10 protein-coding genes are annotated in these 16,304 nt (G+C 38.9%); 1 reads left to right on the top strand and 9 read right to left on the bottom strand.

Going from position 1 to position 16,304, the window contains the following annotated elements:
* Nucleotides 1-83: 83 nt before the first annotated feature.
* The gene (locus tag WC955_00100) at nt 84-1,112 is read right to left on the bottom strand and encodes a putative manganese transporter (protein ID MFA5857445.1); all 1,029 of its coding nucleotides are present in this window, start codon (nt 1,110-1,112) and stop codon (nt 84-86) included.
* A gap of 65 nt (nt 1,113-1,177) precedes the next feature.
* Nucleotides 1,178-2,227 carry a metallophosphoesterase family protein gene (locus WC955_00095; protein MFA5857444.1) on the bottom strand — a complete coding sequence of 350 codons (1,050 nt, stop codon included), beginning with the start codon at nt 2,225-2,227 and terminating at the stop codon, nt 1,178-1,180.
* Nucleotides 2,228-2,358: 131 nt separating this feature from the next.
* On the opposite strand from WC955_00095, the gene WC955_00090 reads away from it, so the two are divergent.
* Complete coding sequence (locus WC955_00090; GenBank protein MFA5857443.1) at nt 2,359-3,627, top strand: sugar ABC transporter substrate-binding protein; 1,269 nt, start codon at nt 2,359-2,361, stop codon at nt 3,625-3,627.
* 25 nt (nt 3,628-3,652) lie between these two features.
* Here the strand turns inward: WC955_00090 and WC955_00085 are convergent, their stop codons facing one another.
* The 7 genes from WC955_00085 to WC955_00055 all read right to left on the bottom strand — a co-directional run bounded on the left by WC955_00085 (nt 3,653) and on the right by WC955_00055 (nt 16,216).
* Nucleotides 3,653-4,558 carry a CPBP family intramembrane glutamic endopeptidase gene (locus tag WC955_00085; protein MFA5857442.1) on the bottom strand — a complete coding sequence of 302 codons (906 nt, stop codon included), beginning with the start codon at nt 4,556-4,558 and terminating at the stop codon, nt 3,653-3,655.
* Between the two features lie 4 nt (nt 4,559-4,562).
* A complete protein-coding gene (locus WC955_00080) occupies nt 4,563-6,341 on the bottom strand; it encodes a sodium:solute symporter family protein (GenBank protein MFA5857441.1) in 1,779 nt (592 codons plus the stop codon).
* A 137-nt stretch (nt 6,342-6,478) separates the two neighbouring features.
* Nucleotides 6,479-7,324, bottom strand: a complete 846-nt coding sequence (locus WC955_00075) for a hypothetical protein (protein MFA5857440.1) — start codon at nt 7,322-7,324, stop codon at nt 6,479-6,481.
* Nucleotides 7,325-7,432: 108 nt separating this feature from the next.
* Nucleotides 7,433-9,343, bottom strand: a complete 1,911-nt coding sequence (locus WC955_00070) for a UvrD-helicase domain-containing protein (GenBank protein ID MFA5857439.1) — start codon at nt 9,341-9,343, stop codon at nt 7,433-7,435.
* Nucleotides 9,344-9,346: 3 nt separating this feature from the next.
* Nucleotides 9,347-11,194, bottom strand: a complete 1,848-nt coding sequence (locus WC955_00065; protein MFA5857438.1) for an AAA family ATPase — start codon at nt 11,192-11,194, stop codon at nt 9,347-9,349.
* Between the two features lie 38 nt (nt 11,195-11,232).
* Entirely contained in the window at nt 11,233-12,657 is a 1,425-nt protein-coding gene (locus WC955_00060; protein ID MFA5857437.1) for a hypothetical protein, read from the bottom strand.
* A 34-nt stretch (nt 12,658-12,691) separates the two neighbouring features.
* Nucleotides 12,692-16,216, bottom strand: coding sequence for a hypothetical protein (locus tag WC955_00055; protein ID MFA5857436.1), 3,525 nt, complete (start codon nt 16,214-16,216; stop codon nt 12,692-12,694).
* Nucleotides 16,217-16,304: the final 88 nt, after the last annotated feature.

Here is a 16,304-nt window from a genome sequence, read left to right as displayed (position 1 = left end):
GTAATCTATATAAATGAATGTAAGAACATTATATATATTTATCCGCGATGTTACTACTAGAGTCAAAACGGTACAGGCAGGACTCACATCCCCAGCAATAACAGTATTAATCCGATAGTAAGCCCGATGACGACATTAAACCCCTTAACCATTGCAGCATCGCGTACCGAATGCGAAAGTAACGGCAGCATACCATGCCCGTCCTGCACAATTGAACTTGCAAGCAGGACAGAGAACGGTATCACACCTTTTGCGTAGAGAGTTACAAACAGAATATGCGGCCCGGATTCCGGGATTATGCCGATCAGGACAGCGGCTAGGAGAATGAACACCATATTATTCTTTGTGATATCAGTGAAGTCAAAATACAGCATTGCAAACTCTACCACCACCAACGCGCCGAAGGTCCATACGAATATGCGCCATAAATGGCGTTTAACCAAATGTTTTCCTATATGCTCCGTAAGATAATGCACCGGCATAGTTAATGAAACATACAACGCAAATAAGATTAGTACAAGCAGCGCAGCTTGTTCCCAATCAATCACATACGCAATGAAAAGTTCACGGCTGATATTGTAGAGCATAAAACTCAATACCAGCAGTATGGTTATACGGATAAGCGACGGATGCCGGAGTTCCGCCACGATCTCTGAAGGAGTTAACGGCATAGCAGCGTCTTCATGCACATGTTCCGCGAGTTCACATGTATCACAGGGCCTGATTTTAAATAAAGGCACAAGTTTATCGATTATAAACGAAAATATTATCCCTAACACAAAAAGTATTGCGAACAATAATACTGCCTTACCGGGAAACATCGCAAGCATTATAAACGCTTCATCCCCTGATGCAGCGAGCATACTTCCTGTTAACGCTCCAAAAGTTATTATCCCGCGGATGTATAACGATACATTGATAAACGATCCTACACAACCCGGAATTACAGCGAGTGATGACGTTACGAAGTATTGCATCCACGGATTTTTTTTGACAAACTCACTGATTTTCCCGCGGGTCATTACGCTGAGGTAGTCTACTAACAACATTGTAACAAATACAATTGCCGTTAATTTCAGCGCATCAATCAACACTTTCTGCAGAATCTGCATCGGTATCTCCTTTGTAATTGAAGGCAATATTATATAATAGAAGGTATTTACACCAACATATTAAATCATTGAATTCCGAAATCCCTGGCATAAACCATATGTGTTTCAACGGTGTTTAAATTGTCTTCATCCAGGTTAAACACGCGTGCTCCTCTTAATCTATTGGGTTGAACACCGCTTGCTCCATATATACCGAAACCTGTATTAGCAGAATATCCAAGCATAATACCACAGAAATTACCTACGTAGTTATTAGAATGATCATGCCCAACAAAGACACCTTTAACATCTCCACGTTCCCATAAAGTTGAAAACAAACCGCTATTTATGGCACCTGGACATTCGGGCTCATTTCTTTCACCAGTAACGTTATATCGTTCCTTCGAATTCCACATTTGGGCAAACTCAATTAATGGTATATGGAAAAACATCAGTGCCGGGATTTTTTTCTTATTCTCTTCTTCCAGTTTCATTGAAGTATTATAATACCAATTTATTTGGCTGGGCCTGATCCAATCGTATCCGGACAGCCCTGATGGCTTGCCATTAATGGTTTTTGGAGGACTCATGCCCGAATCCAGTGCCCAGATATTAAATATTGGTTTTTCTCCTTTGGAATCGTAAATAAGTACATTAATGTTTCCAGTTCCATTTACGCCTTCCGGGCTTTGCTTGTTTATGTTATAGTCATAAGACATATATATATCCAGCATCGTATTTGCATTTAAACCTGTCTGCAGGTTACTTTCCCTGTCATGGTTACCAAACGTAATTAACCATGGAATATGCCTGTTATTAACAGGATGAGCAACATTGTCTATCGCTTTCTTCGCTGCTTCAACATTCTTGATTCTGCCTGAAATATTGTCACCAGTGAATATCACTAAATCAGGTTGTTCTTGATTCAGTACCGAGTCCATAAGCTTCACAGTCCTGGGGTCAATATTGTCATCATCTTGTGTATCAGTGAATTGGACAATTTTAAATGTCTTTTCCGGCTTAAACCTGAGTTTAATATCGGGCTCTGATGCTACAGTATATGAACCGATTATACATATAAACATAGCAATTACTGTTGCAGTGATCATTAACAGTTTTGATCTTGAAAATAACATCACAACCAAACCTCCTTGTTTAAAACATTTTGTTTCTATCATTGACAACAAGCAATATTATACCACAATCCTGTTTACTGATATATTTGTATAATTAGTTACGATAGAAATAATATTAACGAGGTACTTAGATGAAAAAATTATTGTCCTGTTTTTTAACACTTTTTGTAGCAGCACTGTTTTTACCGTCCTGCGCGAAGAAAGACACTAACGTGCTGCGGGTAATGTACTACAGCTGCGCGGAGCTCAACCCGTTGTGGCAGCAAACCGTTGCGGAGTTCCAAAAAAAGCATCCCGGAATTAAAGTGCGGATGGAACTCATCGTAAACCAGGTACAGTTGCAAACACAGATGGCGGCGAACGCCGCGCCAGACGTTATCTACATCGCGTCGAAGTCGTTAGCCGATTTTGGCAAACGCGGCGCGCTGCTCGACCTCCGGGAATATATTTACCGCGATAAGTACGATATTGACGATATTGTAAAACCCGCGTTTGACGAAAGTGCTGTGCCGACAGGTGAAATATATGGTATCCCGGTTACCGGCGGGCCCGAAGTGTTGTACTACAACAAAACGTTGTTTGACACCGCGAAAGTTGCGTACCCCACGCCGAGCTGGACATGGAAAGAATATGCGGACGCTGCGAAAAAACTTACTGTCGACACAAACAAAGACGGTACTGACGACCAAAAAGGTACGCTCGCGCCGATAACCTACTGGGCGGGCGCGCTGCCCTGGATTTGGCCGGCAGGCGGGGATATGTTTAACAAAGACTTAACCCGGTGCGTGGTAAACTCGAAACAAGCGCAGTACGCGATGCAGTACTGGGTGGACCTGATCAACGCGAAATCTACGACAACCGGTACCGCGATGTCCGAGATGGGCAATAGTACGGAACTGTTTATGACCAACCGCGTGGCAATGATGGTCTACGTCCCGTGGGCGACGATCAGCGAGTTCTGCAAAAACCAGCAGCTCAACTGGGACGTGACGTTACCGCCGAAAGGGCCGGACGGTACCCGCGTACCGCGTTATACCGGAGAATCGTTTTGTATATGGTCCGGCAGCAAGTATAAACCCGAATCATGGGAACTCGTTAAAATGTTGACTAGCAAAGACACTGCAAAGTTTATTGCAAAAGCTAAATGGGTACCCGTGCGGTGGTCCGTACTGGCCTCCCCGGACTTCATCCGTCCTGACACGCCGTATAAAGAAGAAGTGTTTGTCGAGTCGTTGAAATACGCGCGGGGGCTGCCTAGCGTGCCAAAACTCGGCGGGCAAGGCGGCGGGCTGGCAGAAATATGGTCAAAAAACATGGATCTCAGCTGGAGAGGCGACCTCACAGTCCCCCAAGCGTTGAAAAACATCGAGGACGGCGTGAACAAGTTGTTGAGCGAGTGAAACTTTTGAAGTAGCGTCCCCTAAACTAAACTTTTGCCTGGTTCACCGGATGAGTATTCGCATCGAACCGCCACAATATTAACGCAGTAACCGCCAGCACAATAATCCCTGCAACACCGGTAAACCCTATCGTCAAATCATTACCCCCGCTGATGGTAACCACCCCGAGCCCAGCAACTGCGTTAAAGGTTCCATGAAAAATCGCAGCGGTATAAACATTCCCAGCCTTCGCACGGAAGTAACTTATCACCATCCCAGCGAATACGCACATAAGAATCATCATCCCAACACCCGCAACGGGATGTTCAGGATAATTGTAACGCATAAGAATCAACGGCGTATGCCATACACCCCAGATTATCCCGATGATTAGTGAAGACAGCCAAAACCCCGCGGGTGCTAACTCTTTCTGCAACAACCCTCGCCATCCGAACTCTTCACCAAACGCAGCTACTGCGTTAATTGTTGGCCCAACAACCAGTGCCTGTAAAAAAATGATAAGTACTATCGGTACCGGCAAAGAATTAATCTGCTGGATAAACTTTTCAATCTGTTCCTCATTCCCCGCAGCGTTTGAGATCATGCGTTCGATATACGCTTTCCCTGTGAAATCAATATCGCCGAAGTTAAAAATACCGCAAACCAGGATTGTTATAAACATTAACACTGCCGGGACGAGCCACGCGGCAAGTACCCACGGATTAAACACAAACTTAACCTTTGTCCCGTAATCCGAAAGTTTTTCATGCCACACAAGTTTTTTTAGTACCATCGCTACGATTGCGGGGATCCACATGTATACCAGCAAAAATACCATGGTCAGAATATCCTGCTGTAACTGTTTAAACTGCAGGTAATACAGTAGTACTGACAGCCAGCATATAACATAAGTTATCCCGACGAACAATGCTATACGTTTTGAGTTTATCATAAAATTATTCCAGCGGTTTCACTTCGTTTTTATCAGTATCCGTAAACACCTGGAAGATAAGCACTCCAAGCCCGGCTGCAGCTGCTATCAACACAACACCCTGCCATACGGGCCCCATAATAAGTTTACCGAACCCGATTAACATACAGTACACCGCCCCTACTGCTGCGAGGTAGCCCTTAAAATTACTGAAGTCCATCTTATCACCCTCTGTCCCGGGAATCATTGCGCGTATACGCGCCCACCCAGGCCCGCCAGGCCGAACCTTTTTGTAAAACTTAACCAAAGCCTCATCTTTTGATGCGGGAGTAAGAATTGTTACTATAACGATTGTTGTTAACGAAAAAGGGACAATATAGAGTAGTGTATAAGGAAACTTAACTGCTGGCATAAATACGTAGAGTAACGCTGTGGCAGTAATCGATGATACCATCGCGGATAATTCACTCCACGCGTTTATTCTCCACCAGTACCAGCGTAAAAGATATACTACACCAACCCCTGCGCTAAACGCTGTTATCAACTGCCACGCACCGACTATTGAGTTCATCATAAACGTTGCAATCGCACCGAATAGTGCAGCGAGGACTGTTGCGATCATTGATGCGTTGAGATAATGCTTATCACTCTTATTTTTAGCGATGAATCTACGGTAAAGGTCATTCACCATATACGACGCACCCCAGTTAATCTGTGTATTAATCGTAGACATATACGCTGCGAGGAAGCCTGCAATCATTAACCCCAGCAACCCAACCGGCGAAAATGCGAGCATTACGCGGATATAGCCGGTCTCAGGATCAAACGCTTTACCTGTTGATGGATCAATCCCGCCTTTTGCGAGTTCCGGGAACATCACTGCCGCAACAAGGCCGATGATCAACCACGGCCATGAACGCAAGCAATAATGCGCGATATTTGCCCAGAGAAACCCAGCCCGCGCATGGCGTTCATCTTTTGCAGCGAGCATACGCTGTGCAAAATACGACCCGCCGTCGGTATTACCTGTGGTCCACCATTGAAGCAGGATATATATCAAAAACGCGGTGAACGGCATAAGCGTAGAGTCCGGCGTGGGAACCATCTGTGTCATCTCCATAGCGCGCTGCGCACCAAAGTTTTCGGTAAGCTTCGCCATTATATTACCCATCCCGCCAAGTTTGACGACTGCGATTATCGACAATAATATTGTCGTAAACATTGCGGTACAGAACTCGATAAAGTCAGTAATCACAACACCCCATAAACCCGAAGCTGAAGTATAAACTACCGTTACTACAAAACAAATAATCGTTGCGGTGAGTTTATCCATACCAAAAACGGTACCCATAATTTTTGCCATTGCGAGGTTAACCCAGCCAATAATAATTGAGTTGTAGATCAACGAAAAATATACCGCACGGAAGCCGCGGAGGACAGACGCTGACTTCCCGGAATACCGTAATTCCGCGAACTCTGTGTCCGTAACGATCCCGGACCGGCGCCAGAGTTTGGAATAAAAGAAAACGCCCAGCATTCCGGCTAACGCGCTTGACCACCAGTACCAGTTACCCGCAAACCCTTTGGTCAAGACTAACCCGCTGACGGCAAGCGGCGTATCCGCTGCGTACGTCGTCGCTACGATTGACGTTCCCAGCAGCCACCAGGGAAGCCCGCGGTCCGACAAAAAGTAGCTTTCCATATTGCCCTTAACTTTTTTGTGTAGGTAAATACCGATACCGGTCATCAGTAATACGTACCCTATAATGATTAGCCAGTCTACTAACGCCAACGCTCCGTGCATTTTTGCCTCCTGTATTGTCCTATACTTTTACCGTATTTTACTAATTCATTAGTTGTTTAACAAGAATATTAGCAAGTTTATAATACCCTCGAATTTAATGGAATTTAAATCCGGATTGTTTATCTGCTGTCCGTCACCTATTCTTTAACACCTTTATTAAGATTCTCGTATTCTAGAGTTTTAATAACAAAATTCTCATTCTTAAACCTAGTTTTCATTTTCCAGTTGTGGTATTGGATAAAGTGATAATATTTTCTTAATATTTTCGAATCATTATGGTTTTCTTGAATTTGTAAATTGAGCACATTTATTATATTTTCTATAACTTCTGTAACTTTGTCGGATATTTCAGGTACATCATCAGGTAAACCTAAATAAATATCTAAACACTCCAACCCATCAATATCTTTAAAAATATAATTCTGAAAATCATTCTTTATACCCTTGAAATAATCAAGCGCGCTTACATCTATTATCACTCGTACACTTTCTGCCATTTTTTGTTCACATTCAAATGCTCTTACTAGAGCCTCGCTCACGACAAATATGTTTTCAGGCTTATTCAGTTCTGATTCATAATATTGGCCTACAGTTATTGCTCCCCGAAAAAAGTAGCGAATATCACTTACAAATGTTATATAAAACATTGAAATCAACTGAAAATATGCTCCTATATATAATGCCCTGTTTTCATCGATTGTTATATCTGTTGTGAGCATTGGCAAATCATCCAAGCACATTGTTACTATTATCGAATCAGACATAATTCTAAATTTTATATTCTCAGCTACTGTTTTATTTCCTTGTTGATATTTATCCTTTATTTCTCGTGTAATAATGCCATCAATCAGTTTTAAGAGTTTGTCGTAAATATTTTTAATATCGTCTATGAGTTTAGGGTCATTCTGGATTCTAGTAACAAGACTTTTATAGCCCAGAATGTCCATAAAACAAACAATATACTTTTTGTTAACGTTTTCCATACTTAATCCTTGTCGTTATTTTAATATCATTCTCTGTTTTGTTCCACTATTTTAACGTATTCCACTAATTCATCGTTTGCTTAACAAGAACATCAAATTCATCGCGGGTCATGCCGCCAATTCATTGTTAACATCCCAACCACTTCTACGTAGCGCTTCTTCTTGCCCGGTAAGATTAGTAAGATGAACCGCAACGCAAAGAAGATGAGATGGACGGGACATTCCTACAAATGCCATTTTAAGATTTTGTGTTACCCTACCTTTTGGTTTGGAATACTCACCCTTAATATATTGTATTATTCGCTTTATGTCATAATCATAAAAGAATGTTTCAAGATAGCATGTCGCTGTATGCGTTTCACCTTTGACACCATGAATAGTTGAAACTTCTATTTCGATTTCAGGTGTTCCAGAAGAATACTTATAGATGTTATTACCCCGAAAGACTTCTTCATTTTCTGTCTCCATAGCGGAAGAATTAACAAAAGCTGCAAGTTCATCGTTCAACTGGTACTTAAAGAACTCTCTAAATTCATTGGTGAGATAATATTTTATCTCTTCAAAAACATCTTCTTGTTTGTGTATCTGGAAACACCACTTAGCCAACCTAACCCGAAAATCCTTGTAAAAAACTGGGTTATTTTCTGAGATTTGTTTATACAATATTTTTTCTGTGAATGCCCTTCCAGTGTCAGTTATTCCGGCAATTCTTAAGCATTTGAGAAGTGCCCCAGTTATTCTTTTCTTGTAAAAATTAACCCCTTCAGACGATATAAAACTATCCAATTGAGGAGTTAAGTAACTTTTAAAATTATTAAACTCGGTTTTCTTAGCTTTTACTTCCTTTGAATAACCGTTCCAATAGCTTGGTATCGTTATTTTTCCCTTTTCATTGGTTTTTCCCACCCACCCAACTGCTTTAAATATTTTTTTCTCATGCTGATGTAGGTTATTTCTAATGATTAGTTCACCGAATTTGTCTAACACTTGCTGAGTAGTATTGTCATCATAAACAATAATCACAGGAGTAATTTCATTTTGTCTTCTATTTCCCGTTATGAGTTGTCGGCGAACACAAAGGTTTTCCACCTTACTTGCTATAAGACTTGGAAATCTTTTACTGCCTGTAATGAACATAGTTCTGTCGTTATTTACTTTCCAACCGCATTCCAAGTCAGCATTGTAGTCAAATATTGATTGATTTAAATCGCCGACTTTTTGGACAACAACATTATCATTGAATATCATATTCAGCAATTCAGATTGGGTTGTACTTGAGTCTTGCATTTCATCAATGAAAACATAGGCAAATCTTTTTGAAAATACATTTTTCAAATTAGGATATTTATTTATATATTCTTCTGCCAAATAATATGCATCATCATAGATTAGTATTCCATCTGAAAGTATCTGTTCTTTTAGTCTTTTTAATCTATCATAGTGTCCTTTTTCAATTGTATTATTTGTATCTAATTTTAGTTTTGGACAGATACCATTATTATCCAAGGCAAAATCTTCAAATTTGAGTGAATAAGGTAATTTATTTTGACCGCTTTTATAACAAAAAGCATTTGTATTTTTACCTAAATATTTTCTTGATCTTTCCATCCGATCAAAATAAATTTCGTTATTAATAAATAATGGTCTTCGGGTAAACTTATTGATATAAGCCGGTATTGCAAGATATTTATCTACAAAACTTTGAATTGTTCCAAAATGATTTGGGTAATTGAAGAGCTTTTGAGAGGCAAAATAAGCGCGACTTTTTATTTCATTTATAGCCACATTTGTGTGAGTTAATACGCAAATACCTCTATTGTTTTCAAGTGGCAATTTCCGGGATAAAACTAAAAGCTTGGCAAGCAAAGCTGTTGTTTTACCGCTACCAGGGCACGCGAGAATATCCTTTGTTTCTAAACATCTTATTACTGCCTGCCGCTCCTCATCAAAGTGTTCTCTGGGAGGCAAAAGAATACTTTCTGCCCAAGAAATATCGTCATTGGTAATGATTATCCGCATTTGTCATTCCGTAACATATTTAATGGCATTCACGAGATATTTCAATTTCTCGTCAACCTCAATCCGTTCTTTTATTCCTTCACATTCTTTGAGTAACGCCGCAAAGCATTGAGCAACGATTGCTTTAGAAATCTCTTTTTTTTGCATATAATCTTCATAAATCGCTTTTGCAATTTCTTTATCTGTTTTATTTTCTGAAGTCCAAGCTGCAAAATCAGTCTCGACCTTTTGGTTTACTTCAATTATTTTTTCATCTGTCAGGCCATAAGTATCACTATTTTGGATTTTCTCTGCACGTAATACAGCAGTATAAAACTCTTTCTTAAGCCCGCTTAAAGTAATATCGTATTCCAGAGTCCAATCTGGTGAAATAAAGGTCTTTATTTCTTGTCCATTGTATTTTGTTTCTTTCTCTGTTCTTTTAACTGTAATCTCTTGCGCAGAAAGTCCTGAATCAGGTTTATTGTCGTTGTCTGTTACCACAGCTACCTTAACCCCTATTCCTTCGCCCAATTTTCTTTTAAAAATTCTTGAATATCGTAAAAACGCTGTGCTTTGAACATTAACAATCGATATGCCCTGTTTAGTTAGTGGTTTTTCCAAAATATTTGCCATAACCGGAATCAAAATCTCTTCTGCATAGCCCTCAACTAAAATTACCCCCTGCGCAAAAAACAAATTAGCCTTTGTAACGTCTAGAAAACGTTCTAAAAAGAGGTAATCCCCTTTTTCCAATTCAGTAAACTTGCTTCCCATCGGAAAAGCTTTGTCACCCTTACAAATAATAAGATTATCAAGTTTAACTTTTGAAGCTAAATTCGGGCTATGGGTTGTCATTATTAATTGAACACCGGATTTTTCGGCTATTTCATTTTGCAGATACTCGATTAATCTCAATTGCGCCTGTGGATGTAAATGAGCTTCGACTTCTTCTATCAATGACAGTTTTAAGCCATAATAGTCAGTCCGTTTTAAGAGCAGTAATTCTGTAGCAATGTATAACCGGTTATAAGAACCCAATCCCGAATTTTCTTCAGTCAAATCAAGAATTAACTTTTCTAAAATACCCGATAAACTTTGACCTGAAATTGTGAATTTAGCGATTTTGTTAATCTCTTTTTCTGTAAAGAACTCTTTTAAATATTGGTTTATATCTGATAGCAATATTTTTCCGGATTGGTTTGAAATATCAATATTGTTTTCATCTTTTCCTTTGAAATAACCTTCTATTTTCTTATTCGCATTTTCAGCAATTATTGTAATTGGATGATCCGCCTCTGAAATTAAAGAAAAAGCTTCATGACTTTTTAGAATTTGAGCTAATCGGGATCTTTTCCCAGGAATCAGTTCGCTTTCCGCATCCCTCAGAGGTTTAAGATAAGTTACTTTTAGTAAATCCCTTGCGGTTCCGTCAAGTTGAGTTCCTTCGGCATCGGGGCCAGCTTTTATGTCATAAGTAATTTTCCTATCCTTGCGTTCAGCATTCAGAGTTACCTTTAGAAAATATCGGTCTTTGCCATCACAATCTTTTTCGATACCAAGCCATTCAAGAAAATTAGCTGCTTCATTATTTTCAGCATCAAAGCCGCGAAAGATGCATTCGATCTTAAAAGATTTTGCTCTATTGGCGTCAGTCGGTTCTGTTCCCGGTAGTAAATAAAAGTCTTCTTCATCAAACCTTTGGTAATCATAACTTTGCGTTTGTAGTAGGTATTTTATTGCATCAATTATTGCCGTTTTGCCTGAATCGTTTTCGCCAACAAGTAAATTTAAACCCTTGTTAAACATGAGGTTCAAGCCAGTATCACCATACTTGCGAAAATTCCATATTTTAAGCTCCGACAGGTACATGATTTTTCTCCATTATTGTTTATTGCTTTCAACAATATTTATTTCTTCATTGGTATGGTTTCTTTTAAAAATATATTAACGAGTTGAACTATACTAGTTCTGCGTGATTTATCCATATCCAAAAAAGCAAGAATATCTTCACGAGTAGGTATTTTATCACACGGAAAATCACTCGAATATCTATCTGTGATAGTATTAAGAAAATACAGAAAGAACAATATTATCTGCCGAACCATATTTTGAACTTTAATAATATGAGTCGCCAATATTTGCTTTTTGAATGGCCTTCCGTGCACAAGGTTACATCTGAATTCATATAACTCTTCGAATTCTTTCCGAATGGATTTGTTTTCACTTTCATCCTTCCCTAGAATAGTAGCAACTCTTTTAGCTAATTTCGCGGTCAAACCTGACCCCTTTTCACCCAAAAGTGATTCTAATGTAGTAACATACCATAATAATCGTTCTATGCCTTCAGATAAAAAGGCTTTTGTAGAAAAACCTAAAGCAATGTCAATAAAATGCCAATTGGATTGGTTTATTTCAATATTGCTCAAACTTTTTATTATGTCATGAATACAAGATTCAAAATCTGTAGTTTGTTTTTCATCTAAATCCGTAGTTATCATTGGGTACGATCCGATTTCTTCATCTGTCAAAGAATCAATCCGTGATTCTTTCGCTAATCTAGAAAAATCTGGCCTATTATTCTCAGGATATTCCAGAAGATTATCGTTTATTCGCAGAACAAATGGAATACTAAAACCAACAGGGTAATCTTCTTGTGGATATTTCTCTAAATAACCATCTTTTAACCAATCCGGTTCCCAGTTAAAAATAGATAACTGTTTCAGAACAGACTCTACTACCTTGGGATAGGGTGTGTATTTGATTTTCAAAGGATTTTGCTCCCAATAGATATAACCGATTTTCTTCGTTGGAACTAATTCTTCTACAGATATGAACCAATAGTCTTTTATTTCTTCCACATTAATAGTAGCCCAATGATTGAAGATTTTATTGATCTTATTTTGAAATATTAAATCAAGTTCTTCTCTCGAATATTTTCGTATCTGAAATACTCCAAAGTCAATGCATTCTTTGCTAAAACTAACAAATTCTATTGGAGCAAGATACCTGATTTTTGTTTGTTGTCTCTGAAAAGATTCTATATATTTAGCTAAAAGCAATTCTTTATTAGGAAAATTTTGTTTATAAATGTCAATATAACACATGGATCTTCGAAAGAAATTATTTACAGCTAATTCCCATGATGACTTATCTTTCCCATGATAACCATCTGATGAAAGTTCAGAATGAGTTTTTTCAACTAATTGACAAAACTCATTTGACTTTTCCAACTGATCAATCAAAGACATAAGTTCCTCTGAATGACTATTTTCAATCCTGAGTTGCACAACATTTATGTAGCTAATAAATATTTCCTTTAATTTGTCTACCATATTTTAAGTTCTGAGAGGTACGTGATTTTTTTCATTATATTTTATTGCCTTCAATAATATCTATTTCTTCGTCGGTTAGGTCGTAGAGTTTATAAACCATTTGGTCGATTTGTTTCTCGTATTCTTTGACTTGATCCTGTTCTGCAAGATTTTCTAAATAATCGCTGGATTTGGTAATTGCCAATATTTTATCAACGATTTCAATAAAGGGCTTTTGAGTAGCTTCCTCAAGTTTTGGTGTTGGTATTTTACCGACATATTGCTCATCGTAACGAGTACTTCGAATTGCATTACTGTAGACAAATTTATAAAGTAACCATGCAAATAGCTTCGAATTATTAAGCGCGAGCAATAATTTAATATCAATAATGGGATTTTTTACAAAAGTGCAGGAAATAGTTTCAAAAACTACCCGATTATCCAAATCTAAAGTTGCTTGAATATAGAAATGAGGATATGGATTCTTAACATGAGCTATTGCAAGCTGATTTAGTATTTTTGGTTTTAGTAAGTAAGCATATTCACCTTCATCAAATTTATTGAGATCAATAAAATCTATAGATTTTTCCAAAAAATAGGGAGAGAGTTGAGCCCCTCTATAAACAGGCGTTTTACCGGAATATTTCTCTACTTTACTTTGCCAATTTAATCCTCTGTCAATAGATACATACTCACCAAATGTGTTGTGGAATTTAGATAATACTTTTTTTATAAGTACAAACTCTTTTGGATATTGACCCGTTAAGAGAACTTTGTATTTGCAGAATATAGTTTTTTCAATATTTTCATATTCTACTATTTTAGACCCATCGTACACTCCAATGACATAAGTGGGCTTATTAGTGTTTTTATATCTTATAAATATCACTTGTTCAAGCTTTACTTGTTCAAACGCTTTTCCAGTATCAATAAATTTATGCAAACCAGATAAGATGAACTTTGCACATTGATTCCATCCTAACGAATAACATAGCGATTTCGGTACAATAAAAGAATTAACACCATTTTTATTAATAAGTATATTGGATAAATAAATAAAATAAATCGCAGAATTTTTTGTTAAGGATTTCCATTCATTAAATTTGGCATCTAATACGTTCTTCTCATATTCACTAAACTCGACTCCATATGGTGGATTCCCAATCACCACATCAAACCCGCCATTTTCAAAAACATCTGCAAAATGCAGTTTCCAAAGAAAATACGGCCGGGTGTTAGACTTTTTGAACCGTTCCAACTTCTTAAGTTCCGCGGTTTTGTTATGCTCTTTAAGCGTTACCTCAATTAACTCCCATTCCATTGTTTCAATCTGTTTCTTAAGCTTATCTTTTATTTCTTTCTCGTTGGTTTCAAAAAACTCTTTATGCAACCGTTTCAACTCATCGCCTATTGGTTTTGCGCTTACTCGCTTATCGAGCGCTAACTCGTCTTGCCCGTAACTTTCCAGTTCAACAACTAGTTTTTCTTTATCCGAATTCAAGTCCTCAGTATTCTTTTCCAGCAACTTCAATTCCGCGGGTTTATCTACACACTTTTTCTTCATCCAGTCCGGATTATTTTCGTAATACTTTAAGCGCTGGCTGTAGTTTCCTTTCAAGCGCAAGTCAAGCGCACTAATTTTATCGATAATTTCCTGTTTTGACGTCCGGGAAAGCAGTCGTTCATCAAAAAGCTGGATGCCTTCATATTCTTCCAACAAACTGTTACCCTGCATAATTTTGAAGTCCAGGTTGGGCAAGGGTTGAATCCCAAAATTATCTTTTGCCCTCTCAATTCGTTCATCCACCAAAAGTGCGATAAAGAACCGTAGTTTAGCAATTTCTACTGCAATCTGCTGGATATCCACGCCGTAAATACATTTTTGTATTAAAAACAGTTTACGCCCGTAATCCGTGTTTTTGCCTTCAAAATATTCTTCAATACGGTTTTTAGTATCCTGTTTGATACGCAAATCGGGAATCGTGTCCGCCGCTGCGAGCTGCGCGTGTTTCCACAACTCGTTGCCCGGATCAACTTTGTTAAGGATAAACACCAGTTTGTTCAAAGCGCCCATCGGGAACGCGCCGGACCCTACTGCCGGATCCACGATTCTAACACTTTCAATCAGTTCCACCAGTTTTTTTGACTCCGGAGCGTTAAAAGGGTTTTCGCCGTTATCGATTGAGAACAACCGGCTTATTTTGTTATCCAAACCGTCAATACTTACGAGATGCGTTTTGAAATACGCTTTAAGCGATTCAGCAACCATATAATCCACGATTTCCCGCGGGGTGTAGTAACTACCGGTAGCTTTACGCGCGGTGGTAGAAGTTTCGGGGTTAAAACTTGCCAATAGGTTTTCAAATACTCTGCCCAAAAGCTCGGGGTCCAGCGCGATATCCGCGTCATCCGGCGAGTTTTCGTCTATTGTAAAGTTGAATGAAGAAAGAGTGTCTAACAACCCCCGGACTTTGCGGTTTTTACCTTTTGGCCCGTATGCGTTAGTAAGATCAACTTCTTCTTCCGGGCTGAAAAACAGAAAGTTCGGCACCGTGGGTTGATGTTGCTTAGTACGGGTGAACCCGTCAATATAAATCCTGTCTTCTTTATTATCTAAACACTCAAACAGCCCGCCGTTTAGAAACGGGATTTCGTCGAAATAATCCTTGAGCTTATCCGGTTCTTTAAAACATTCCTGGTAACGGAACAAACTGTGGTTGCCAAAATCTTTGTTATACCCTTGGTTACCCCTGTTTTCATCGGTAAACTTACGTTTATCCTTTGGCGTGTTCAGTGTTGCAAAAAACAGGTTCTGCAGTATTGCGTGGTAATACGTGGACTCATCCGGCGACAGATTCTTCAACCGCTGCCCTACGATTTCCTTATCAAACAACACTTTTGGAACAAGCCCGCGTTCGCGCATGAACCAAATAAATATTATTCTGGTTATCAAACGGATAACAGCGATATTCCGCCCGTTATCTTCTGTTTCCGCATCTTTGGGAAACTGGCAATGTTCCACCGCCCAAAAATACCAGTTGGCAATATCTTCATAAAACTCTTCAGTAACTTTTTCAACCGAGAACGCATCTTTAATATCTTTCAAGCTGGAAAAATCGCCGTCGCCGATCCGTTGTTTGAACGTTTTATTTGTTAGGCCGTTCCCAACAAAATAAGTGAACCGGCGGAACGCGCTCCAGTCTCGTTTTGTACCCAGATAGTTGGCGTAAATCAATGAAAACCGGAAACTGCCCTGAATATCGTAGAACACAAAGATCCCGGCATCCGATTGGGTTTCCTTAAGGATTTTCTTTCCCAGTTCATACTGCGCTTTCTTGCCGGAACGTTCGGAAAGCTCCTGTTTTGCTTCAAATTTTGCTTCAAACGCGCAAACGAGCAGCACGCCGTCATCTAAAGACAGCTCGCCAAGTTTCATACCACCAGAAAAATTGCCAGTATCATAATGACCAAAACTTTCTTCACTGGGGCGAAACTTGCTGTTTTTCTCAGAAAACAATCGTTTCAACCTTTGAAGGTCAAACTTATCTATGATATTTTGCAGAATTTCCCTTGTTTCCATGCCTATTTTTTCTTCTTTTTGAACTATTAGGAATTTCCGAATAGTTAAGCTCCCTTTAAATTCACTTTCTTTATAAATGTGTTTAATA

Source organism: Elusimicrobiota bacterium, from assembly GCA_041658405.1.
In the GTDB taxonomy this organism is placed as follows: domain Bacteria; phylum Elusimicrobiota; class UBA5214; order JBBAAG01; family JBBAAG01; genus JBBAAG01.
The sequence above is the reverse complement of the archived record's forward strand: the minus strand, read 5'-3'. Positions and strand labels throughout refer to the sequence as shown.